We start from the raw sequence: 22,426 nt of genomic DNA on the forward strand, positions 1-22,426 counted from the left end.
GCGGTTCAGTCGTCGAGCGTGGGCGGCAGCAACCGGGCCCGGGTGGCCCGGCGGACGGCGTCCAGCCGTGACGTCGAGCCGAGCTTGCTGTTGATGTTGCTGAGGTGCCGCTTGACGGTGCCCTCGGTGATCCGCAGCTCGGTGGCGATCCCGGCGTTGGAGCAGGCGCGGGCGACCAGGGACAGCACCTCGACCTCACGGTCGGACAGCATCGGCGCGGCCGGCGAGGTCAGCCCGGCCAGCCCGCTGCGGGACACCGACAGGGTGACCAGGTCCTGCTCGTGCTCGGTGCTGGCCCGGATCGCCGCGACCAGCTCGTGGTGGCCGATGGTCTTGATCAGGTAGGCGGAGGCGCCGCGCAGCAGCAGCTGCCGGGCCAGCGGGGTGTTCTCGTGCATGGTGAGGACGACGACCTTCGTCGTCGGCGACGCCCCGCGGATCTCCACCAGCGAGGTGAGCACCGACTGGCCGGGCATCTCGACGTCCAGCAGCACGACGTCGGGGCGGTGCTGGCGGGCCAGCCGCACGGCCTCCTCGCCGTTGGAGCCCTCCGCCACCACCTCGATGCCCTCGTGCACCGACAGCAGCGCGCCCAGGCTCTCCCGGAACAGCCGGTGGTCGTCGACGAGGACGACGCTCAGCTGCCGCACCGAGCCGGTCACGCCTGCGCCACCGTGAGCGGCACGGTCAGCGTCATCGTGACCCCGTCGGGCCCGGCGTCCAGGACGGCGCGGCCGCCCAGCCCCTGGGCGCGCTCGCCCAGCGAGGCCAGGCCCACGGTGCGGGTGGTGTCGACCGTGGCCGGGTCGAAGCCGGCGCCGTCGTCGTCGACCACCGCGGTCAGCTGGGCCCGGGCGATACGCAGGGTCACGTCCAGGCGGGTCGCCCCGCGGGCGTGGAGGAGTGAGTTGCGGACGGCCTCGCGCACGATCAGGTAGCTCTCCTCCTTGACGTGGGACGGCAGCTCGACCGCCTCCTCACCCTGCTCGGTCAGCGTCACCGAGCGCCCGATCGGGACGGTGAAGTCCAGGTACTCCTGCAGCGCCTGGGCCAGGGTCCGGTGGCCCACCACGTCGCGCAGCCGGGTGGCCAGGCTGCGGACGTCGTTGAGGGTGTCCAGCAGCAGCTGGCGGGTGGCGCGCAGTCGGTCGGGGTCCAGCGGCCGGCCGGTGTCGACCAGGTGCAGGGCCAGGTCCAGCCCCTGCATGGCCGCGCCGATGCCGTGGCTGGTGTGGTCGTGCAGGTCGCGGGCGACCCGGCGGCGCTCGTCGCGGTTCGCGTCGCTGATCCGGGACAGCAGCACGTCGACGTAGGAGATGGCGGCGGGCACGACGAGTGCGTCGATGACCTCGTGCAGGACGACGGCGATCCGCTCGGCGGCCCGGGGACCGGTGGCCAGGCCCGCGGCCTGGGACAGCAGCGGGGGCAGCGCGTGCCGGAACAGCAGGCTCGCCGCCCGCAGCGACTCGGCCGGGTGCACGTGGCTGCGCGCCCGGACGGCGCCGACGTCGGCTGCGCGTTCGGGCGTGGCCTGGCCGCGCAGCCGGGCGCGGGTGGTGTGCAGCACGGCCAGCGCACGGCCGGCCAGCAGCGCGCGGAGGTCGGGGTCGTCCACCAGCCGGGGCGAGACCAGGGCGACGTCGGCGAGGAACGCAGCGACGACCTCGTCGTCGACCGCCGCGTCCTCCGCCGCGCTCCCCCGGAGGTCCTCCTCGGCGGCACCCCCGTGCGCGTCGCCGAGGAGGACGTCGGGGACCCCGTCGTCCGCCGGCGTCACCGGAGGCCGGTGGCGGGCGGCAGGTCCGCGGGGCCCGGACCGGCGGACGCCGCCCCCTGGGCGCGCGTCCCCACCGGGACGGACCGGGACAGCAGCACGGCCGTGCTCTCGTCCCTGGTCACCTCTCCAGCCTGTCTCATCGACGACGAAAGCTCAGCCCCCGAAGGGTGTACTCCCGCTACACCCTTCGACACATCGACGTCGCTGCGCCGCGGTCGGACCAGGACTCAGGCCCGGGTGCGCAGCACGCCGTCGGGTCCGGCGAGCAGGACCGGCGCGGACGGCGCCAGGTCGTGGACCGCAGCCAGCCCGGCCGGCTCGACGGCATCGCCGGCGGAGACCACCGCGGCCGCCTCCAGCCCCTCGACCCCGCTGGAGACCGCGGCCGCGACCGCCGCCTGCAGCGCGGAGAGCTGCAGCGAGGGCAGCGTCACGGTCGCGGCGAGGTAGGTGCGGCCGTCGGTGTCGCGCACCGCGGCGCCCTCGGGCGCGCCGGTGCGGCTCCGGGCGGAGCGGGCCAGCGTGACCAGCTTCGCGTCCTCGGGGTCCAGGTCGGCCACCGGGTCACTCTCCTGTCCGTCGGTCCGGCCCTCCTGCAGGTGGGGGGCGGGAGGGTCCTCCGTCAGCCTTCCACGACGGCGTGCTCGGGCTCCCGGGCGGCCTGCTCGGCGGCCTCCTCGCCGGGCTCGGGCACCCGGACGACGAGGATCGTGTCGATCTGGTTGCGCCGTCCGCCGGTGCTCTCGGCGACCAGCCGCAGCCCGCCGACCTCGGCCTCGGAGCCCTCGATCGGCACCACGCCGAGCTCCCGGGCGAGCAGCCCGCCCACGGTCTCGACGCCGTCGTCCTCGGGCAGCTGCACCTTGAACAGGTCGGCGAGGTCCTCGACCGGCAGCCGGGCGGTGATCCGCACCGAGCCGTCCGGGAGCTCCTCGATCGGCGGCCGCTGCACGGCGTCGTGCTCGTCGGCGATCTCGCCGACGATCTCCTCGAGGATGTCCTCGATGGTGACCAGGCCCGCGAAGCCGCCGTACTCGTCGACGACGACGGCCATGTGCGTGCGGCTGGCCTGCATCTCCCGCAGCAGCTCGTCGACCGGCTTGGACTCCGGGACGAAGCTCGCCCGGCGCATCAGCTCCTCGACCCGCGGCTCGCTCACCCGGGAGTCCGAGGAGCCCTGCGACCGGCGGACGAGGTCCTTGAGGAAGACGACGCCGATGATGTCGTCGACGTTCTCCCCGATGACCGGCAGCCGGCTGAACCCGCTGCGCAGGCACAGCGCCAGCGCCTGGCGCAGGGTCTTGCCGCGCTCGATCCACACCACGTCGGGCCGGGGCACCATCACCTCGCGGGCGATGGTGTCGCCGAGCTCGAACACGCCGTGGATCATGTTGCGCTCGCCGGACTCGACGACGCCGCGCTCCTCGGCCATGTCGACCAGCTCGCGCAGCTCGACCTCGCTGCTGAACGGGCCGTCGCGGTAGCCCTTGCCGGGGGTGATCGCGTTGCCGATGAGGATCAGCAGCGTGGCGATCGGCCCGAGCATGCGGCCGAGCAGCCGCACCAGCGGGGCGGCGGCCAGCGCGATCGGGTAGGCGTGCTGCCGGCCGACGGTGCGCGGGCCGACGCCGACCAGCACGTAGCTGACCACCGTCATGACCGCGGCGGCCACGGCGACGCCGAGCGGCACGGAGTCGAAGAGCCGGAAGAACACCCCCGCGACGAGCACCGCGGCGGTCATCTCGCACACGATCCGCAGCAGCAGGAGCAGCGCCACGTGCCGCGCCCGCTCCTCGACCACCGCCAGCAGGGGGCCGGCACGCTTGGCGCCGTCCCGCCGCAGCTCTTCCACGCGCGCGACCGACAGCCGCTGCAGCGCGGCGTCGAGCGCGCCGAAGACGCCTGCGACCAGCACGAGGAGGACCGCGATCACCAGCAGGACGATCGCTGTCGGGCTCATCGGTCGGCCGGCTCCACGGGTTCGCCGGTCACCGGTTCCCGCGGGACGGAGCGCCAGCCCTCGAGCAGCTTGCCCTGCAGGCCGAACATCTCCTTCTCCTCGTCGGGCTCCATGTGGTCGTAGCCCAGCAGGTGGAGCACGCCGTGGGTGGCGAGCAGGAGGAGCTCGTCGGCCATCGAGTGGCCGGCCGCCCGGGCCTGCCGGACGGCGACGGCCGGGCACAGCACGACGTCACCGAGCAGCGCCGGACCCGGTTCGGGGTCGTCGGGCCGCTTGGTGTCCAGGTCGTCCATCGGGAAGGCCAGCACGTCGGTGGGGCCCTTCTCGCCCATCCACCGCTCGTGCAGCGTGGCCATGTAGTCGACGTCGACGCACAGCACGGACAGCTCGGCGAGCGGGCTGACCTCCATGGCGTCGAGCACGTAGCGGCAGACGCCGGCCAGTGCGGTCTCGTCGACGGGGATCTCGGACTCGTTCGCGACCTCGACGGGCACGGCGATCAGCTCCCCTGCTGGCGGGCCGGGCGCGCGGGCCGGGCGGGGTTGCGGGACTGGCCCATGGGAGCGGGCTGGCTCGCGGCGTCCCAGCGCTCGTAGGCGTCGACGATGTCGCCGACCAGCCGGTGCCGGACGACGTCGGAGCTGGTCAGGGTGGCGAAGTGGACGTCGTCGATCCCCTCGAGGATGTCGCGGACCACCCGCAGGCCGCTCTGTGCGCCACCGGGCAGGTCGACCTGGGTGACGTCGCCGGTGACGACCATCTTGGAGCCGAACCCGAGCCGGGTGAGGAACATCTTCATCTGCTCGGCGGTGGTGTTCTGCGCCTCGTCGAGGATCACGAACGCGTCGTTGAGCGTGCGGCCGCGCATGTAGGCCAGCGGGGCGACCTCGATGGTGCCGGCGGTCATCAGCCGCGGGATCGACTCGGGGTCGACCATGTCGTGCAGCGCGTCGTACAGCGGCCGCAGGTAGGGGTCGATCTTGTCCGACAGCGAGCCGGGCAGGAAGCCCAGCCGCTCGCCGGCCTCCACCGCGGGGCGGGTCAGGATGATCCGGTTGACCTGCTTGGTCTGCAGCGCCTGCACGGCCTTGGCCATCGCCAGGTAGGTCTTGCCGGTGCCGGCCGGGCCGATCCCGAAGATCACGCTGTGGGTGTCGATGGCGTCGACGTAGTGCTTCTGGTTCAGCGTCTTGGGCCGGATGGTGCGGCCCCGGCGGCTGATGATGTCGAGGCTGAGCACCTCCGCGGGCCGCTCGCCGCCACCGGCACGCAGCATGCCGACGACGCGGCGCACCGAGTCCGGGCGCAGCGTCTGGCCGGTGGCCAGCAGTGCGATCAGCTCGTCGAAGACCCGGACGGCGAAGGCGTTGTCACCCGGCTGCCCGGTGATCGCGATCTCGTTGCCGCGGACGTGGACGTCGGCGGCGAGCTCGCTCTCGACCAGCCGGAGGTGCTCGTCGCCGGAGCCGAGGAGCGCGACCATGGAGACGGTGGCGGGGACGGTGATGGAGGTGCGGACGGCGGCCGAGACGGCCTGATCGTCCGCGGCACCCTCGGAGACCGCCGCAGCGCGAGCGGAGAGCTCACGCGCAGAGGCGCTGCCGGTCGGGGTGCCTGGTGAGGTGTCGGGCAAGAACGCTCGACCCTGCCTTCCGTGACGGGGCTGTGACCTGGGCGAGTCTACGCGCCGACGGCCGTTCCCCGCCCCGCTCGCCGCGACCGGGTCACCCCGGGCCCGCCGGGTCAGCCGGGCGGCCAGCCCAGGCCGCGGCCGCCGAGCACGTGCAGGTGCACGTGGTGGACCGTCTGGCCGGCGCCCGGGCCGCTGTTGGCGACCAGCCGCCAGCCGGGCTCGGGGCCCGCCTCGGTGGCCAGCCCCTCCTGCACGGCGACCGCCTGGGCGGCGGCGAGCAGCTCGGCGGCCAGCACCGGGTCGGCGGCAGCGAGGGCACCGATCGTCGCGTGGTGGGTCTTGGGCACCACCAGCACGTGCGTGGGCGCCTGCGGATCGAGGTCCCGGAACGCCAGCGTCGTGGCGGTCTCGGCGACGACGTCCGGGGTGATCTCCCCGGCCACCATCCGGCAGAACACGCAGTCGGGCGCGGCCTCGGTCATGGCCGTGACCCTAGTGGCGGTGCCGGACGCGGGCCGGCCGCCGGTGCGGTGGCCGGCCCGCGCGCGTCAGGCCAGCTTCGTCGAGGAGATCCCGCCGTCGACGTAGAGCGTGGTGCCGTGCACCATCGCCGCGTCGTCGGAGGCCAGGTAGAGCACGCCGCGGGCGACGTCCTCGGGCCGGACGACGACGCCTGCCGGTGTCGTGGCGGTCATCGCGTCCAGGACGGCGCGGGCCGCCTCGTTGCCCGGGGTCAGCGTGACCCCGGGGGCGACGGTGTTGACCCGCACACCGCGGGGCCCGAACTCCGCCGCCCACGCCCGGGTCAGCTGCTCGGCGGCGGCCTTGGTGGCGGTGTACATCGCGCCGAACGGGCTGCCGACCGAGGCCATCCAGGAGCCGATGGTCACGACGACGCCGCTCCCCCGCTCGACCATCGCGGGGGCGAGCTCGCCGACGAGCACGTGCGGGGCCCGCACGTTGACCGCGAGCATCGCGTCCAGGTCGGCGTCGGGCAGGTCGGCGGTGGCGGTCACCGGGTAGATGCCGGCGTTGTTGACCAGGACGTCCACCCGGCCGCCGAGCGCTGCGGTCGCCGCCGCGGCGAACGCGCGCAGGTCGGCGTAGGAGCCGCCGAGGTCGGCCGGCACGAAGGTGGCCCGGCCACCGGCGGCGGTGATCGCGGCGACGACGGCCCCGCCGCGGGTGGCGTCGCGGCCACTGACCGCGACGGTCGCGCCCTCGGCGGCGAGCAGGTGGGCGGTGGCGGCACCGATGCCGCTGGTGGAGCCGGTGACGAGTGCGGTGCGGCCGGCCAGGCGGCCGGCAGGAGCGGGAGAGGTCATGTCCCCACTCGACCGGTCGGGCGGGGCCGGGGCCAGGTCCGGGTCAGCCTGGGCACGGCGTGACCAGCCAGGACGCGCCGTCCTCGCCCTACCGTGGGTGCATGCCGACCGACCGCGCCGCCCTGGGTGCCTTCCTGCGCTCCCGCCGCGACCGGCTGAGCCCGGCGCAGGCCGGCATGGCGGCCTTCCCCGGGGCGCGGCGGGTCCCGGGGCTGCGCAAGGAGGAACTCGCGGTGCTCGCGGGGCTGAGCCCGGACTACTACTCGCGGCTGGAGCAGGGCCGGCAGGCCAACGTCTCCGACGAGGTGCTCGACGCGCTGGCCCGCGCGCTGCGGCTGGACGAGGTCGAGCACGCCCATCTGCGCGACCTCGCCGCCCCCACCCGGCGCCGCCGGGCCACCGCCTCGGTCCCGCAGCGGGCCGATCCGGGGCTGCTGCGGCTGATGACCGGCCTCGACCACCTGCCGGCGCTGGTCCTGGGCCAGCGGGGCGAGGTGCTCGCCAGCAACGCACTCCTGACCGCCGTCCTCGGGCACGCGTTCGACCCCGGGTCGTCGCTGCTGCGCTGGCTGTTCCTGGACCCGCTGGCCCGCGAGCGGATCGTCAACTGGGCGCAGTTCGCGATGGCGTCGGTGGGCGCGCTCCGCCGGGACGCCGCCCGCCACCCCGACGACGTCCGGCTGCACGCGCTGATCGAGGACCTCCGTGCGGCCGACCCCGACGTCGCCCGCTGGTGGGACGACCAGGGGGTGCGCGACTACGCGTCGGTGCCCAAGCGGATCCAGCACCCGGTCGCCGGGCCGCTGTCCTTCGACATCGAGCTGGTCTCCGCACCGCACGACCTGGACCAGCGGCTGATCGTCTACACCGCCGAGCCGGGCTCCCTGACCGCCCGGCAGCTGCCCCTGCTGGCCAGCTGGGGTGCGACCGCCCCCGCGCCGGCCGGCTGAGGGTCGGGGCCGACCGGGCGGACGGCGTGGACGACGATGGGCGCCGTCCGCTCCCGCCGTCCTCCGGAGGTCCCGTCATGCCCGCTCTGCAGCCCATCGCGAGGACGTAGTGAGCACCCGTCGCGCCGTCCGGTCGGGTGGTCGAGTCGAAGCACAGCTCTCGCGTCGCGGGTTCCTCACCGCCACCGCGGCCACCGCCGCGGCCGCCGCGCTCGCCGCCTGCGGCCGCACCTCTCCCGTGTCGTCCCCGGGGGCAGCACCCTCCTCCGGCCGGGGCGCCCTGCGGCTCGGCGCCATCCCCGACCAGGACCCCGAGGTCCTCCAGCGCCTGTACGGCACGGTCGCGGACTCGATGTCCGCCGCGCTGGACCTCGACGTCAGCTACTCACCGGTGACCGACTACGGCGCCGCGGTCTCCCTCTTCCGCACCGGCGACCTGGACCTGGTCTGGTTCGGCGGGCTGACCGGCGTGCAGGCCCGGCTGCAGACCCCCGGCGCGCAGCCGGTCGCCCAGCGCGACATCGACCAGGACTTCCACTCGGTCTTCGTGGTCAACACAGCCACCGGGCTGGCCCCGGCCGACGACCTGACCCCGCTGGCGCCGCTGCGCTTCACCTACGGCAGCGAGACCTCGACGTCGGGCCGGCTGATGCCCGCGTTCTTCCTGCGCGAGCAGGGCGTGGACCCGCAGGGCTTCCCGGGCGGCCCGGGGTTCTCCGGCTCGCACGACGCCACGCTGGCGCTGGTGGCCGCGGGCAGCTACCAGGCCGGCGTGCTCAACGAGCAGGTGTGGGGAAGCCGGACGGCGGCCGGCACGGTCGACCCCGCGGTGGTGCAGTACGCCCGGACGCCGGCCTTCCACGACTACCACTGGCTGCTGGGCCCGCAGGCGACCCAGCGGCTGGGCGCCGACCTCGCCCCCCGGCTCACCGAGTGGTTCACCGGCCTGCCCGCCGGCGACCCGGTGCTCGAGCTGTTCGGCGCCGACGGCTTCGTCCCGACCGAGGCCGGCAACTACGCCCAGATCGAGCAGATCGGCCGCTCCCTGGGACTGGTCAGCTGACCGCCGTCCTCCGGCTGCACGGCGTCTCGGTCACCCACGGCACCACCACCGCGCTGGAGGGCGTCGACCTCACCGTGGACGCCGGCGAGCGGGTGGCCGTGGTCGGGGCGTCGGGCGCCGGCAAGTCGATACTGCTCGCGGTGGCCAACGGCTCGGTGCCGGCCACCGCGGGCACGGTCGAGGTGCTCGGCGCCGACCCGGGTGCGCTGTCCGGCCGCGCGCTGCGGCAGCTGCGCGCCCGGGTGGGCACCGTGCACCAGCACCTGGAGCTGGTCGGGCAGCTGCGGGTGGTGCACAACGTCAACGCCGGGCGGCTGGCGGCCTGGCCGGCGTGGCGGGCCGCGTGGTCGCTGCTGCGCCCGCAATGGCTGCCCGAGGTGCTGGCCGCGCTGACCGAGCTGGAGCTGGCCGACCGGGTCTGGGAGCGCACCGACCGGCTGTCGGGCGGGCAGCGGCAGCGGGTCGCCGTGGCCCGGGTGCTGGTGCAGCGGCCCGAGCTGGTGCTCGCCGACGAGCCGGCCTCCGCGCTGGACCCCGTGCTCGCCGACCGCACGATGACCCTGCTCGCCGGCACCGGCAGCACCCTGGTGGCCTCGCTGCACGACCCGGCTCTGGCGCTGCGGCACTGCACCCGGGTGGTCGGGCTGGCCGCCGGGCGGGTGGTGCTCGACTCCCCCGCCGCCGGCCTGTCGCTCGCCGACCTGAGCGCCTTCTACGGCGCGCCCCGATGACCGCGGTGCTCACGCCCGTCGCGGCCCCGGCCGTGCTCCGGCGGGACGGCGTGCGCTGGGCGTGGGGGCTGGGCACGCTCGTCGTCCTCGGCTGGTCGCTGGCCGGGGCCGGGCTGTTCTCCGGGGCGGTGGTCAACGGCGCCGGCACCCGGCAGTTCGGCCGGTTCGCCGCGGCCGCCCTCTCCCCCGCCACCGACGGCGCGTTCCTCGGCGTGCTCGCGTCCTCGGTGCTCATCACCGTCGCCTACGCCGCCCTCGGTGCCGCGCTGGCGGTCGGGCTGGGCGCGGTCGGTGCGGTGGCGGTCGCCCGCACCACCTGGGGACGGCGTCGGCTGGGCTGGGCGCTGGCCCGGGGCGCGCTCGCCGTCCCGCGCGGGCTGCACGAGGCGGTGTGGGGGCTGCTGCTGGTCAACCTGCTCGGGCTGGACCCGTGGGTGGGCGTGCTGGCCATCGGCGTCCCCTACGGCGCGGTCACCGCCAAGGTGTTCGCCGACCTGCTCGACGAGGTGCCCCGCGGCCCGTACGACGCGCTGCGCGCCACCGGCGCCGGACCCGTCCCCGCCGCGCTGTACGGGCTGCTCCCCGCGGCGTCGGGCGGCCTGCTGTCCTACTCGTTCTACCGGCTGGAGTGCGCCGTCCGGTCCGCGGTCGTGCTGGGCCTCATCGGCGCCGGCGGGCTGGGCTACCAGCTGTCGCTGTCGTTCAGCTCTCTGCGCTGGCCCGAGGTGTGGTCGTGCGTCTACGCGCTGTCGGTGCTGTGCGTGCTGGCCGTGGTCGCCGGGCGGGCGGTGCGCCGGCGGGTGGCCGACCCCCGCCCGGCCGGCGACCGGCTGCGCCGCGACCCGCTGCTGACCACCGCCGTGCTCACCACGCTGGCCGCCGTGGCGTGGTCGTGGTGGTACCTGGCGGTCTCCCCGGCGACGCTGGTCTCCGACCGCACCGGCGACCAGCTGCGCTACGTGCTCGCCGCCGCCTGGCCGCCGGACGTCGACGGCCCGCTGCTGTCGGCCGTGGCCTCGGCGGCCGTGGACACCGTGCAGATGTCGGTCATCGCGATCGCCGTGGCCACCGTCGGGGCGGTGCTGCTGGCCGGGGTGGCCGCGCACCCGGTCCGGCCCACGGTCGCGCGGCGGCTGACCGGAGCCGTCGTCCGGGCGGCGCTGCTGGTGCTGCGCGCCGTCCCGCCGCCGGTGTGGGCGCTGGTGCTGCTGTTCGTGCTGCTGCCCGGGATCCTGCCGGGCGCGCTGGCGCTGGGCGTCTACACCCTCGGCGTCCTGGGCCGGCTGGCCGCGGAGGCCACCGAGGAGCTCGACCCGCGGCCCCGGGCGGCGCTCACCGCACTGGGCGCCGGGCCGGTGGCGGGGTGGCTGTACGGGGCGCTGCCGGCCGCGACCGGGCCCGTGCTGGCCTACGCGCTCTACCGCTGGGAGGTGGCCATCCGGGACACCGTGCTGGTCGGGCTGCTCGGCGCCGGCGGGCTCGGGGCGCTGCTGGCCTCGCGGCTGGCGGTGTTCGACTGGGGCGCGGTGACCACCGTGCTGGTCGCGCTGATCGTGCTGACCACGGCGGTCGACCTGGTCAGCGCCCGCGCCCGCGCCGCCCTGCGCTGACCCTTGGCCACCCCCTGTTGATCATGGGCGTCCTGCTCCTCGACACACCGCAGCCCGGCGTGTCCCCGGCACGACGCCCATGATCAACGGCGCGGGTGGCCGACCGGCGGCCGAGTGGTCAGTTGCTGCTCCCAGGACCGGCGTGCCGGTGCGGGTCGGCGACCGCAACTGCTCACTCGACCGGGCGGCTCACGCCCAGCGGGTGCGGGCGCTGAGCGCGGCGAGGGCGGCCGCGCCGGCCGTGGACGTGCGCAGGACCTCGGGGCCGAGCCGCACCGAGTGCGCGCCGGCCGCGCGGAAGGCGACCACCTCGCCGTCGGTGATGCCGCCCTCGGGGCCCACGATCACCGCGACGGTGCCGCTGGCCGGGACGTCGACCTGGGCCAGCGGACGACGGGCCTGCTCGTGCAGCACCAGGGTCAGGTCGACGTCGCCGAGCAGGCCGATGACCTGCCGGGTGCTCATCGGTGCCGTCACCTCGGGCACCCGCGGACGGCGGGCCTGCTTGCTCGCCGCCCGGGCCGCCGAGCGCCACTTGGCCAGGCCCTTGTCGATGCGGTCGTCGCGCCACTTCGTCACGCAGCGGGCCGCCGTCCACGGCACGATCCGGTCGACGCCCAGCTCGGTGGCCAGGTCGACCGCCAGCGGCCCGTGGTCGCCCTTGGGCAGCGCCTGCACGAGCACGAACTCCGGCTCGGGCGCGGGGACGTCGTGCCGGGCGAGCACGTGCACCTGCAGCGTCGAGCCCTCGGCGGCGAGCACCGAGCCCTCGACCAGCAGCCCGCGGCCGTCGGAGACCCGCACCCGCTCACCGGCGCCCAGCCGCAGCACGTCGACGGCGTGCCGGCCCTCGGCGCCGGCGACGGTCAGCACGTCGCCGGCGGGCACCTCCTCGAGCAGGAAGAGCGGGGCGCCGTCGGCCTCAGGAGCCGGCCCGGCCTCGCTCATCGGCCGTTGAACGCGTCGCGCACCCGGGAGAACAGCCCGCCGTGGTTGGCCTCGGTGCCCTGGGTGAGGTCCTCGTTGCGCAGCGCGGCGAGCTCGCGCAGCAGCTCGGACTGGCGGTCGTCGAGCCGGGTCGGGGTCTGCACGTCCAGGTGCACGAGCAGGTTGCCCCGGCCGGTCCCGCGCAGCCGCGGGGCGCCGTGCGCCCGCAGGGTGAGCACGCTGCCGGACTGGGTGCCCGGCCGGATGTCGAGGTCCTCGGCGCCCTCGAGCGTCTCCAGCTTCAGCGAGGTGCCCAGCGCCGCCGCGGTCATCGGCAGGGTGACCCGGCAGTGCAGGTCCTCCCCGTCGCGCGTGAACACGTCGTGCGGGCGCTCGTGCACCTCGACGTAGAGGTCGCCGGCGGGGCCACCGCCCGGGCCGACCTCGCCGTAGCCGGCCAGCCGGATGCGCATGCCGTCCTCGACGCCGGCGGGGATCTTCACCGGGATGTCGCGGCGGGCGCGGACCCGGCCGTCGCCGCCGCACTGGCCGCACGGGCTGGGGATGACCTGGCCGGTGGCCTGGCACGTGGGGCAGGGGCGGCTGGCGATGACCTGGCCGAGGAAGGAGCGCTGCACGCTCTGCACCTCGCCGCGGCCGTTGCAGGTGCTGCAGGTCTCCGGGTGGGTGCCGGGCGCGGTGCCGGCGCCGGTGCACACGTCGCAGAGGACGGCGGTGTCGACGGTGATCTCCGTCGTCGTCCCGAAGACCGTCTCGTCGAGGTCGAGGTCGACCCGGATCAGGGCGTCCTCGCCCTCGCGGGTGCGGCTGCGCGGCCCGCGGCCACCGCCCTGGCCACCGAAGAAGGCGTCCATGATGTCGCCGAGACCACCGAAGCCCGCGGCGTTGCCGAACGGGTTGCCGCCACCGCGGCCGCCGCCGGTGTCGAAGGGGTCACCGCCGAGGTCGACGATGCGCCGCTTCTCCGGGTCGGTCAGCGCCTCGTAGGCCCGGCTGACCTGCTGGAACCGCTCCTTGGCGCTGTCGTCGGGGTTGACGTCGGGGTGCAGGTCGCGGGCCATCTTGCGGTAGGCGCGCTTGATCTCGGAGTCGCTGGCCCCCTGCTTGAGGCCCAGGACGCCGTAGTAGTCGGTTGCCATAGAGAGTTCTCAGTCCTCAGCTCTCGGCCAGCAGGTGGCCGACGTAGCGGGCCACGGCTCGTACCGCGGCCATGTTCCCTGCGTAGTCCATCCGGGTGGGGCCGACGACGCCGAGGCCGCCGAGGGCCTCGTCGCCCGAGCCGTACCCGACGGACACGAACGAGGCGCCGGTCAGCGCCTCGTGCTGGTTCTCCTCGCCGATGCTCACGATCACCGCACTGGAGTCCACCTCGGCCATCAACCGCAGGACCACCACCTGTTCTTCCAGCGCCTCCAGCAACGGCCGGACGGTGCCCGGGAAGTCCAGCGCGCTGCCCTGCGCCAGGTTCGCCGTGCCGCCGATGACCAGCCGGTCCTCCGAGGGCTCGACGAGGGTCTCCAGCAGGGTGGCGCTGACCGCTGCGACCAGCGGGCGCAGGTGCAGCGGGGCGCCCTCGACCAGGCCGGGGGCCTTGTCGCTGGCCTCGGCGAGCTTCGCGCCGGTGAAGGTGGCGTTGAGCAGGGTGCGCAGCTCGGCGACGGTCTCGGCCTCGGTGTCGACCGGCACCTCCACCACGCGCTGCTCGACCCGGCCGGTGTCGGTGATGAGCACCATCAGCAGCCGGGACGTCGACAGCGGCACCAGCTCCAGGTGCCGGACGGCGCTGCGCGACAGCGTCGGGTACTGGACGACAGCGACCTGGCGGGTCAGCTGGGCCAGCAGCCGGACGCTGCGGCCGAGGACGTCGTGCAGGTCGACGGCGCCGTCGAGGAACTTCTCGATCGCGGTGCGCTCGGCGGCCGACAGCGGCTTGACCGTGCTGAGCCGGTCGACGAAGAAGCGGTAGCCCTTGTCGGTGGGCACCCGGCCGGCGCTGGTGTGCGGCTGAGTGATGTACCCCTCCTCCTCCAGCACCGCCATGTCGTTGCGGATGGTGGCTGGTGAGACGCCCAGGTCGTACCGGGCGGCCAGGGCCTTGCTCCCCACCGGGTCGTTGGTGGAGACGTAGTCCTGGACGATCGCCCGGAGGACGCGCAGGCGGCGGTCGTCGTGCGCCACGGCTGACACCTCCCGTACCGGTCGACGGGCCGCTCTGGCACTCCAGCGGTCCGAGTGCCAGCATACGGCGGCCCGGCCCGACCGTCGTCCGGCTCACGAGGTGACGAGCCCGCCCGGGATGGGATCGGTCCCGCAAGAGGGCCCCGGCGGCCGCGCGGCGAATCACACTACTGTGATTCGCAGTCGACGGGCCCTCCAGCAGCAGGGGCCCGGGGAGCGGGAGGCTCAGCCCTGATCTTCAAGGCGGTTCGGGACGGACGCCCCTACCCCGACCACAACTTCTCGACCAAGGACTGGGCGATGATCCCGCCGCGCCAGATCCGGCTGGACACCCTGGTCACCACCAAGCGCGAGCTGGCCCTCGACGCGCTGCTGGCCGACGACTCGACCTTCTACGGCGACCTGTTCCCGCACGCGGTGCAGTGGCACGGCGAGACCTACCTCGAGGACGGCGTCCACCGGGCGCTGCGCGCGGCCCTGCAGCAGCGCAACGTCATCCACGTGCGGGTGCTCGACCTCGACGCGCTCATGCCCGCCGACCAGGACACCACCGCCGACGCCCCCTGACGCCCCCGGCTCGGCCCTCTCGCAGGGGCCCACCGCGAGCGCAGCGAGGAGCGGGGGGCGAGAGGGTCCTTCCTCAAAGCCAGCCCTTGTCCGCGGCGACCCGGGCGGCCTCCACCCGGGTGCGGGCGCCGGTCTTGCCGATCGCGGCGGACAGGTAGTTGCGCACCGTCCCCTCGGAGAGGAACAGCCGCCCGGCGATGTCGGCGACCGTCGCGCCGTCGGCGGCGGCGCGCAGGACGTCGGCCTCCCGGCCCGACAGCGGGGTCGCCCCCAGTGCCAGCGCGGCGGCGGCCAGGTCGCGGTCGATCACCCGCTCCCCGGCCACCACCGCCCGGATCGCCCGCGCGAGCTCGGCCACGGGTGCGTCCTTGACCAGGAAGCCGGCCGCGCCGACCTCCATCGCCCGGCGCAGGAACCCCGGGCGGCCGAAGGTGGTGAGGACGACGGCCCGCACGCCCGGCAGCTGCGCGGCCAGCTCGCGGGCGGCCTCGATGCCGTCCTGCCCGGGCATCTCGATGTCCAGCAGCGCGACGTCGGGCCGGTGCTCGTGCGCCGCGGCCAGCACCAGGTCGCCCCGGCCGACCTCGGCCACCACCTCGATGTCGGGCTCGAGCTCCAGCAGCGCCCGCAGCGCCCCGCGCACCAGGGTCTGGTCCTCGGCCAACAGCACCCGGATCGTCACGCGTCCACGGTCCCCGACGTCAGCGACACCCGGATCGTCATGCGTCCACGGTCCCGGACGTCAGCGGCACGCGGATCGTCACGCGTGCACGGTCGCAGACCTCAGCGGCACCCGGATCGTCATGCGTCCACCGTCGCAGACGTCAGCGGCACCGACGCGCGGAGCCGGTAGCCGCCGTCGTCCCCGGGTCCGGCGACCAGCTCACCGCCCAGCGCGCCCACCCGCTCGCGCAGCCCGGCCAGCCCCGAGCCGGGCGACGTCCCCAGCACGGTCACCCCGGGCACTCCCCCGCGGCCGTCGTCGGTGACCGTGAGCACCGCCCGGCCGCCGTCCTCGGTCAGCGCGACGGTGACCTGCCCGGCGCCGCTGTGCCGCAGCACGTTGGTGGTGGCCTCGCGCACCACCCAACCCAGCGCGGCGTCGGTACCGACCGGCAGCACCGGGACCCGGTCGGGCAGCCGCACCGTGATGCCCGCGCCGGTCAGCGCCGCCCGCGCCTCGGCCAGAGCCTGCCCGCAGGTCACCTGCCGGTAGCCGCTGACCGCCTCGCGCACCTCGGCCAGCGCCTGGCGGGCGGCGTCCTCGACGTCGGCCATCTCCGCGCCCGCCCGGACCGGGTCGACCAGGGCAAGCCGCCGGGCCAGCTCGCTCTTGAGCGCGATCAGCGACAGCGAGTGCCCGAGCAGGTCGTGCAGGTCCCGGGCGAAGCGCAGCCGCTCCTCGGCGACGGCGTGCCGGGCCAGCTCCTCACGTGCCTGCTGCAGCTCGCGGTTGACGGTCATCAGGTACCCGGTGCCGCGGATGCCGAAGGCGGTGAGCAGGCAGATGGGCGGCAGGAACAGCAGCCCGGAGTCCTCGTCGGCCAGGATGACCGCCAGGCACAGCAGGGCTGCGGCGACCACCGCCGGCCAGACCCACCGCCACGGCAGGGCGGCGGCGGCCGCGGCGGAGACGTAGATCATCAGTCCCGACCAGTTCGCCCCGAACCCCCCGGCCAGGGCGGCGGCGAGCACCACCATCACCACGAAGTCCGCCCGCAGCGCCCGCGGCCGGCCGAGCTGCCCCATCACCCGCAGGTAGACGAGCGTGAAGGCGAGCAGCCCGATCGCGCCGGCCCACCGGGCGGGCGCCGGCCGGTCGGTGGTCACCAGGTCGCTGACCGGGAACCACTGGAACAGCAGCCACGGCACGGCCCAGATCGCCTGCCCCCACCGGGTCGACCGGTCCACCCGCCGGACGCTCCCGCCCGTCGGCCCCGCTGCAGGGAGCCCGCCGCGAGCCTGCGGGTGGTGGGCGGTCGTGGGGTCCTCCATCAGCCGGCGACCGCGTGCAGCGGACGACGCCGGACGACGGCCACGGCGGCGGTGCAGAAGACGGCGGTGAAGGCGAGCAGCACCAGCACCGCCTGCGCGGAGGGGGCGTTCCCGGAGACGACGTCCCGGCCCAGCTGGGCGTACCAGTAGGAGGGCATCGCGTGCGCCAGCGCGACCAGCCCGCCGGGCAGGATCTCGACCGGCCACCACAGCCCGCCCAGTGCCGCCAACGCCGTCCCGGCGATGCCCATCGCCGCCCCCGCGGCCTGGGAGTCCAGGGCGATGCCCAGCCCGATGCCGAGCGCGACGAAGACCACCGAGCCGGCCCACAGGACGCCGATCAACGCCAGCCAGCTGCCCAGCCCCAGCTCGACGCCGTTGACGAACCGCCCGACCAGCGCCACCACCACCAGGCTGGGCAGCACCAGCAGGGCGCCCACGGCGACGTCGACGGTGAGCGCGGTGCCCGACGGGACAGGCGTGACCCGCAGCTGGCGCAGCCAGCCGGTGGAGCGGTCGAAGGCCAGCCGGATGGTCGCGCCCAGGGCCGCGCCGATGGCGCCGTAGCTCATCATCGAGACCATGTAGAGCTCGGCGTAGTCGGCCTGCCCGCCGTCGGCGGTGGCCTGGGCGCCGAACACCTGGGTGAACAGGACCGTGAACAGCGCCGGCAGCACGATGGTGAAGAACACGTACTGCCGGTTGCGGCCCACCCGGCGCAGCTGGAACAGCAGCAGGTCGGTCATCGGGTGCTCCGCTCGTCGACGGTCCTGGTGGTCGGGTGCTGGGTGGTGGTGTGCTGGGTGGTCAGGTGCAGGAAGGCCTGTTCGAGGGTGGCGCCGCGCACCTCGAGGCCGGGCAGGGAGGCGCGGTCGGCCAGCAGGGCGCGCAACGTGCTCTCCGCGTCGGAGGTCGCCAGTTCCACCAGCTCACCCACCCCGCCGACGGCGGTGACCCCCGGCAGCCCGGTCAGCCCGTCGCGCGACCCCGGGCAGCGGAACGAGACGGTGCGGCCGGCGACGCGTGACTTGATCGCGGCGGCGGACCCGTCGGCGACCACCCGGCCGGCGTCGACGACCACCACCCGGTCGGCGACCGCGTCGGCCTCGTCCAGGTGGTGGGTGGCGAAGACGACGGTGTGCCCGCGGTCGGCCAGGCCGCGCATCGTGGTCCAGAAGGCCTGCCGCCCCTCGACGTCCATGGCCGAGGTGGGCTCGTCGAGCACCAGCAGCGGCGGGGCACCGGCCAGGGCGAGCGCCAGCAGCACCCGCTGCCGCTGACCGCCGGACAGGGCGTCGACCCCGCGGCCGAGGAGGCCCTCGATGCCGGCGGTGGCCAGCAGGTCCTCCAGCGGCCACGGATCGGCATACCGCCGGCGGACCAGGGTCAGCACCTCACCGACCTTCGTCTCACTGGGCAGGCCACCGTGCTGCAGCATCGCCCCGACCCCGCCGGAGCGGATGGCGTCGGCCGGCGCCCGGCCCAGCAGCCGGACGTGTCCGGCGGCCGGGCGGAACAGGCCGAGCGTGGCGTTGAGGACCGAGGACTTGCCGGCCCCGTTGGAGCCGAGGAGGGCGACGGTCTGCCCACGCGGGACGTGCAGGTCGAGCGCGTCGACGGCCACGGTGGCGCCGTAGCGGACGGTCAGCCCCTCGACGTCGAGGGCCGGGTTCTCGGGCATGCGGTCAGCCTGCGGGAGCGGACCTGCCGGGCGGTAGTGCCGGACGTCGTCCACAGCGTCTGACGGATGTCAGACGAGGGCCCGGCACCCGCCTACGCTCGCGGTGTGGACGTCATCGAGGCCCCCGTGGACCCCGCGCTCGAGGTGCTGGAGCGGGTGTTCGGCTACGACGCCTTCCGCGGCCCGCAGCGCGAGGTGGTCGACCACGTCGTCGCCGGCGGTGACGCGCTGGTGCTCATGCCCACCGGTGGCGGCAAGTCGCTGTGCTACCAGGTGCCCTCGCTGCTGCGGGAGGGCGTGGGCGTGGTCGTCTCCCCGCTGATCGCGCTGATGCAGGACCAGGTCGACGCCCTCACCGCCCTCGGCGTCCGGGCGGGGTTCCTCAACTCCAGCCAGGACCGGGACGAGCGCCGCGCCGTCGAGCAGGCGTTCCTGGCCCAGGAGCTGGACCTGCTCTACGTCGCTCCAGAGTCCCTGGGCGGCGGCTCCTCCCCCACCGCCCGGCTGCTCGAGCGCGGGAAGATCGCGCTGTTCGCGATCGACGAGGCGCACTGCGTCGCCCAGTGGGGTCACGACTTCCGGCCCGACTACCTGGCCCTGTCGATGCTGCACGAGCGCTGGCCCGACGTCCCGCGGATCGCGCTGACCGCGACGGCCACCCCGACCACGCACGCCGAGATCAGCACCCGGCTGCAGCTCGACGACGCCCTGCACGTGGTCGCCGGCTTCGACCGGCCCAACATCCAGTACCGGATCGCGCCGAAGGACCAACCGCAGAAGCAGCTGCTGGACCTGCTGCGCACCGAGCACCCCGGCGACGCCGGCATCGTCTACTGCCTGTCCCGGGCGTCGGTGGAGAAGACCGCGGACTTCCTGGTGGCCCAGGGCATCCCGGCGCTGCCGTACCACGCGGGCCTGGACCAGCAGGTGCGCGCGCGCAACCAGTCCCGCTTCCTGCGCGAGGACGGCCTGGTGATGGTGGCGACCATCGCCTTCGGCATGGGCATCGACAAGCCCGACGTCCGGTTCGTCGCCCACCTGGACCTGCCCAAGTCGGTGGAGGGGTACTACCAGGAGACCGGCCGCGCCGGCCGCGACGGGCAGCCGGCCACCGCGTGGCTGGCCTACGGCCTGGCCGACGTCGTCCAACAGCGCAAGATGATCCAGACCTCGGACGGCGACGCCGCGCACCGGCGGGTGCTGTCGGCCCAGCTGGACGCGATGCTGGCGCTCTGCGAGACCGTCGAGTGCCGGCGGGTGCGACTGCTGGCCCACTTCGGGCAGGAGAGCGCGCCCTGCGGCAACTGCGACACCTGCCTGACCCCACCGGAGTCCTGGGACGCCACCGTGCCGGCGCAGAAGCTGCTGTCGACGGTGCTGCGGCTGCAGCGCGAGCGCGGCCAGTCCTTCGGGGCCGGCCAGTCGATCGACATCCTGCTGGGCAAGCGCACCGAGAAGGTCGCCCAGCACTCGCACGACGAGCTGACCACCTTCGGCATCGGCACCGACCTGACCGAGGGCCAGTGGCGCGGTGTCGCCCGCCAGCTGCTGGCCCAGGGGCTGCTGGCGGTGCAGGGCGAGTACGCCACCCTGGCGCTCAGCGAGGCCAGCGGGCCGGTGCTGCGCCGGGAGCAGACCGTGCTGATGCGCCGCGACCCCGACCGCCCCGCCCGCTCGGGCCGGTCCGCGCGCAAGGACCGCGCGACCGCCGCCCCCGAGCTGCCGGCGGCGGCCGCCGGTGCCTTCGAACGGCTGCGGGCCTGGCGCGCGGCGACGGCCAAGGAGCAGGGCGTGCCGGCCTACGTGGTCTTCCACGACGCGACGCTGCGCCAGATCGCCACCGAGGAGCCGGCCACCCTGGCGGCCCTGGGCACGGTCAGCGGCGTGGGCGCGGCCAAGCTCGAGCGCTACGGCCAGTCACTGCTCGCCGCCCTGCACGCCTGACGGCCCCCGCCCCGGCCACGGCCCCGCTGCAGGGGCCCGCCGTGAGCCTGCGAGGGGCAGGGGGCAGCGGTGCTTCCTCAGTCGGTGAGGTCGCGGACGACGGCGTCGGCGAGCAGCCGGCCGCGGTCGGTGAGGACGGCGAGCCCGGCCTCGTGCGGCGCCGCCTCCAGCAGCCCACGGACGACGGCCTCGGCGGCCCGCGCCTGCCCCGCCGCCGACAGGGCCGCCAACGGCAGCCCGTCGCGCAGCCGCAGCCCGAGCATCACCCGCTCCAGCGCCTGGTCGTCGGGGCTGAGGAGCTCGGTGTCGGCGGCCGGGTGCAGACCGGCGGCGATCCGGTCGGCGTAGGCGGCCGGGTGCTTGACGTTCCACCAGCGCAGCCCGCCGACGTGGGAGTGCGCGCCCGGGCCGATCCCCCACCAGTTGGCGTTGGCCCAGTACAGCTCGTTGTGCCGGCAGCGGGCGGCGCGGTCGCGGGCCCAGTTGGACACCTCGTACCAGCCGAGCCCCGCACCGCCGAAGGCCTGGTCGGCCATCTCGTACCGGTCGGCCAGCACGTCGTCGTCGGGCATGGGCAGCTCGCCCTTGGCGACCCGGCGGGCCAGCCGGGTGCCCTGCTCGACGATGAGGGCGTAGGCGCTCACGTGGTCGACGGGTGCGGCCAGCACGGCGTCGACCGAGGCCTGCCAGTCGGCGTCGGACTCCCCCGGTGCGCCGTAAATGAGGTCCAGGTTGACGTGCTCGAAGCCGGCGGCCCGGGCCTCGTGCGCCGCCTGCACCGCGCGCCCGGGGGTGTGCCGGCGGTCCAGGACGGCGAGCACGTGCTCGGCTGCGGACTGCATGCCCAGGCTGATCCGGGTGAAGCCGCCCGCACGCAGGGTGGCCAGCGACTCCGGCGTCACCGACTCGGGGTTGGCCTCGGTGGTGACCTCGACGTCGGTAGCGACCGGGAAGAGCTCGCGGACGGCGTCCATCACCGCGACCAGGTCGTGGGCGGGCAGCAGCGTGGGAGTGCCGCCGCCGACGAACACGGTCTGCACCGCGGGCAGGTCCGGGCCCAGCACCTGCGCGGCCAGCCGCAGCTCGGCGATCGCCGTCCCGGCGTACTCGCTGCGGTTGGCGCCGGGGCCCAGCTCGTCGGACGTGTAGGTGTTGAAGTCGCAGTAGCCGCAGCGGGTCGCGCAGAACGGCACGTGCACGTAGAGGCCGAAGGGCGTCGTCCGCAGGCCCGCGCGCGCCGACGCCGGGAGCATCGAAGGGTCGGCCGGCAGGGCGGGGGTCTGGCCGAGGAGCGGCAGGGTGGTGGTCATCGCTGGTCCCAGTGTGACCGCCCGCGGCAACCCACCGACGCTGCGCGGCGGGTGACCTCCACAACGGTGCTCTGCCGACGCTTGTGCTCTGCTCCCTCGGAGGGAGCAGAGCACAAGCGTCCGCGGACCCCTTGCCGCCTGCTGATCAGCACTCCACGCTGGGCGGATGACCGATCCGGAGGACCCGCGGGCGCAGTACCGGCAGCTCCCTGAGCGCGTCCAGCCCGAGGAGGTCGTGGAGACCTCGGACGCCGACCCGCGGGTGGTCGTGGACCCTCCGGTGCCGGAGGCCTGGCGGTCGGCGCTGTTCGGCCCCACGACCTGACCCAGAGGTCAGAGCACGTAGGTGGCGATCATCTGGCCGAGCTGGCGGATGTCGGCACTGCCCTTGAACTCCAGCCGGACCTTGCCCAACCCGCTGAACCAGAGGTCGAGCTCGGCGTCGAGGTCGAAGGTGCCGGCGGTCTCGATCGAGAACGCCTGGACCTTGCTGTAGGGCAGGGAGGTGAAGTCCCGCTTCTTGCCGGTGATGCCCTGCACGTTGACCGCGATGAGCCGCTTGTCGGTGAAGACGACGAAGTCGCGCACCGCCTTGAAGGTCGCGACGAACTGCTCGCCGGGCACGAGCAGCGGTGCGACGGCCGGCGCGATCTCGTCGGGCTTGCACGGGCTGAGCTTGAACACGGAACCGTTCGAGAAGTCGATCACCGCGTCACCATAGGGACGAGACCGTCCGGAACAGCGCTCCCACGCC

At 75.0% G+C, this 22,426-nt stretch carries 24 protein-coding genes; 7 read left to right on the forward strand and 17 right to left on the reverse strand.

Going from position 1 to position 22,426, the window contains the following annotated elements:
* Positions 1-5: 5 nt before the first annotated feature.
* From GCU67_RS08580 to GCU67_RS08615, 8 genes are all read right to left on the reverse strand, one after another.
* Complete coding sequence (locus GCU67_RS08580; protein WP_163610688.1) at positions 6-662, reverse strand: response regulator; 657 nt, start codon at positions 660-662, stop codon at positions 6-8.
* Positions 659-1,777, reverse strand: a complete 1,119-nt coding sequence (locus tag GCU67_RS22745; RefSeq protein ID WP_163610689.1) for a histidine kinase — start codon at positions 1,775-1,777, stop codon at positions 659-661. The genes GCU67_RS08580 and GCU67_RS22745 overlap by 4 nt, the downstream gene beginning before the upstream one ends.
* A gap of 227 nt (positions 1,778-2,004) precedes the next feature.
* Positions 2,005-2,337, reverse strand: a complete 333-nt coding sequence (locus tag GCU67_RS08590; RefSeq protein ID WP_163610690.1) for a cytidine deaminase — start codon at positions 2,335-2,337, stop codon at positions 2,005-2,007.
* Between the two features lie 62 nt (positions 2,338-2,399).
* Positions 2,400-3,737, reverse strand: coding sequence for a hemolysin family protein (locus GCU67_RS08595; RefSeq protein WP_163610691.1), 1,338 nt, complete (start codon positions 3,735-3,737; stop codon positions 2,400-2,402).
* Positions 3,734-4,231: an rRNA maturation RNase YbeY gene (gene ybeY, locus GCU67_RS08600; RefSeq protein WP_163610692.1), complete on the reverse strand. Its 498-nt coding sequence runs from the start codon at positions 4,229-4,231 to the stop codon at positions 3,734-3,736. Before ybeY ends, GCU67_RS08595 begins: the two co-directional genes overlap by 4 nt.
* 5 nt (positions 4,232-4,236) lie before the next feature.
* Positions 4,237-5,370 carry a PhoH family protein gene (locus GCU67_RS08605; protein WP_246214814.1) on the reverse strand — a complete coding sequence of 378 codons (1,134 nt, stop codon included), beginning with the start codon at positions 5,368-5,370 and terminating at the stop codon, positions 4,237-4,239.
* Positions 5,371-5,480: 110 nt separating this feature from the next.
* On the reverse strand, positions 5,481-5,852 hold the full coding sequence (locus GCU67_RS08610) for an HIT domain-containing protein (protein ID WP_163610693.1): 372 nt from the start codon (positions 5,850-5,852) through the stop codon (positions 5,481-5,483).
* A gap of 66 nt (positions 5,853-5,918) precedes the next feature.
* The gene (locus GCU67_RS08615) at positions 5,919-6,695 is read right to left on the reverse strand and encodes an SDR family NAD(P)-dependent oxidoreductase (RefSeq protein WP_163610694.1); all 777 of its coding nucleotides are present in this window, start codon (positions 6,693-6,695) and stop codon (positions 5,919-5,921) included.
* 101 nt (positions 6,696-6,796) lie between these two features.
* On the opposite strand from GCU67_RS08615, the gene GCU67_RS08620 reads away from it, so the two are divergent.
* From GCU67_RS08620 to GCU67_RS08635, 4 genes are all read left to right on the forward strand, one after another.
* A complete protein-coding gene (locus GCU67_RS08620; RefSeq protein WP_163610695.1) occupies positions 6,797-7,645 on the forward strand; it encodes a helix-turn-helix transcriptional regulator in 849 nt (282 codons plus the stop codon).
* Positions 7,646-7,754: 109 nt separating this feature from the next.
* Positions 7,755-8,708, forward strand: coding sequence for a putative selenate ABC transporter substrate-binding protein (locus tag GCU67_RS08625; protein WP_163610696.1), 954 nt, complete (start codon positions 7,755-7,757; stop codon positions 8,706-8,708).
* A gap of 53 nt (positions 8,709-8,761) precedes the next feature.
* Positions 8,762-9,439, forward strand: coding sequence for a phosphonate ABC transporter ATP-binding protein (locus GCU67_RS08630; protein ID WP_246214830.1), 678 nt, complete (start codon positions 8,762-8,764; stop codon positions 9,437-9,439).
* Positions 9,436-11,049 carry a PhnE/PtxC family ABC transporter permease gene (locus GCU67_RS08635; RefSeq protein WP_163610697.1) on the forward strand — a complete coding sequence of 538 codons (1,614 nt, stop codon included), beginning with the start codon at positions 9,436-9,438 and terminating at the stop codon, positions 11,047-11,049. The genes GCU67_RS08630 and GCU67_RS08635 overlap by 4 nt, the downstream gene beginning before the upstream one ends.
* Positions 11,050-11,238: 189 nt before the next feature.
* Here GCU67_RS08635 and GCU67_RS08640 read toward each other — a convergent pair whose 3' ends face one another.
* From GCU67_RS08640 to hrcA, 3 genes are read right to left on the reverse strand one after another with little or no spacing between them, the layout of a single operon-like run.
* A complete protein-coding gene (locus tag GCU67_RS08640; RefSeq protein ID WP_163610698.1) occupies positions 11,239-11,997 on the reverse strand; it encodes a 16S rRNA (uracil(1498)-N(3))-methyltransferase in 759 nt (252 codons plus the stop codon).
* On the reverse strand, positions 11,994-13,136 hold the full coding sequence (dnaJ, locus tag GCU67_RS08645; protein WP_163610699.1) for a molecular chaperone DnaJ: 1,143 nt from the start codon (positions 13,134-13,136) through the stop codon (positions 11,994-11,996). Before dnaJ ends, GCU67_RS08640 begins: the two co-directional genes overlap by 4 nt.
* Before the next feature lie 16 nt (positions 13,137-13,152).
* Positions 13,153-14,175: a heat-inducible transcriptional repressor HrcA gene (gene hrcA / locus GCU67_RS08650; RefSeq protein ID WP_163610700.1), complete on the reverse strand. Its 1,023-nt coding sequence runs from the start codon at positions 14,173-14,175 to the stop codon at positions 13,153-13,155.
* Between the two features lie 54 nt (positions 14,176-14,229).
* Here hrcA and GCU67_RS08655 point away from each other — a divergent pair, with 54 nt between their 5' ends.
* On the forward strand, positions 14,230-14,742 hold the full coding sequence (locus tag GCU67_RS08655; protein ID WP_460695221.1) for a type II toxin-antitoxin system VapB family antitoxin: 513 nt from the start codon (positions 14,230-14,232) through the stop codon (positions 14,740-14,742).
* 73 nt (positions 14,743-14,815) lie between these two features.
* Here GCU67_RS08655 and GCU67_RS08660 read toward each other — a convergent pair whose 3' ends face one another.
* The 4 genes from GCU67_RS08660 to GCU67_RS08675 form a co-directional block, all read right to left on the reverse strand.
* On the reverse strand, positions 14,816-15,424 hold the full coding sequence (locus tag GCU67_RS08660) for a response regulator (RefSeq protein ID WP_163610701.1): 609 nt from the start codon (positions 15,422-15,424) through the stop codon (positions 14,816-14,818).
* Positions 15,425-15,543: 119 nt separating this feature from the next.
* Positions 15,544-16,653: a histidine kinase gene (locus tag GCU67_RS08665; protein ID WP_163610702.1), complete on the reverse strand. Its 1,110-nt coding sequence runs from the start codon at positions 16,651-16,653 to the stop codon at positions 15,544-15,546.
* Positions 16,654-16,736: 83 nt separating this feature from the next.
* Positions 16,737-17,483 carry an ABC transporter permease gene (locus tag GCU67_RS08670; protein ID WP_163610703.1) on the reverse strand — a complete coding sequence of 249 codons (747 nt, stop codon included), beginning with the start codon at positions 17,481-17,483 and terminating at the stop codon, positions 16,737-16,739.
* The gene (locus tag GCU67_RS08675; RefSeq protein ID WP_163610704.1) at positions 17,480-18,418 is read right to left on the reverse strand and encodes an ATP-binding cassette domain-containing protein; all 939 of its coding nucleotides are present in this window, start codon (positions 18,416-18,418) and stop codon (positions 17,480-17,482) included. Before GCU67_RS08675 ends, GCU67_RS08670 begins: the two co-directional genes overlap by 4 nt.
* 105 nt (positions 18,419-18,523) lie before the next feature.
* Here GCU67_RS08675 and recQ point away from each other — a divergent pair, with 105 nt between their 5' ends.
* On the forward strand, positions 18,524-20,362 hold the full coding sequence (recQ, locus tag GCU67_RS08680; protein WP_163610705.1) for a DNA helicase RecQ: 1,839 nt from the start codon (positions 18,524-18,526) through the stop codon (positions 20,360-20,362).
* Between the two features lie 77 nt (positions 20,363-20,439).
* Here recQ and hemW read toward each other — a convergent pair whose 3' ends face one another.
* The gene (gene hemW / locus GCU67_RS08685) at positions 20,440-21,672 is read right to left on the reverse strand and encodes a radical SAM family heme chaperone HemW (protein ID WP_163610706.1); all 1,233 of its coding nucleotides are present in this window, start codon (positions 21,670-21,672) and stop codon (positions 20,440-20,442) included.
* Between the two features lie 166 nt (positions 21,673-21,838).
* Here hemW and GCU67_RS08690 point away from each other — a divergent pair, with 166 nt between their 5' ends.
* A complete protein-coding gene (locus GCU67_RS08690) occupies positions 21,839-21,997 on the forward strand; it encodes a hypothetical protein (protein WP_163610707.1) in 159 nt (52 codons plus the stop codon).
* Between the two features lie 8 nt (positions 21,998-22,005).
* On the opposite strand, the gene GCU67_RS08695 is transcribed toward GCU67_RS08690, so the two are convergent.
* Positions 22,006-22,380: a PH domain-containing protein gene (locus tag GCU67_RS08695; protein WP_163610708.1), complete on the reverse strand. Its 375-nt coding sequence runs from the start codon at positions 22,378-22,380 to the stop codon at positions 22,006-22,008.
* Positions 22,381-22,426: the final 46 nt, after the last annotated feature.

The organism is Modestobacter muralis, from assembly GCF_010682105.1.
Taxonomy (GTDB): domain Bacteria; phylum Actinomycetota; class Actinomycetes; order Mycobacteriales; family Geodermatophilaceae; genus Modestobacter; species Modestobacter muralis.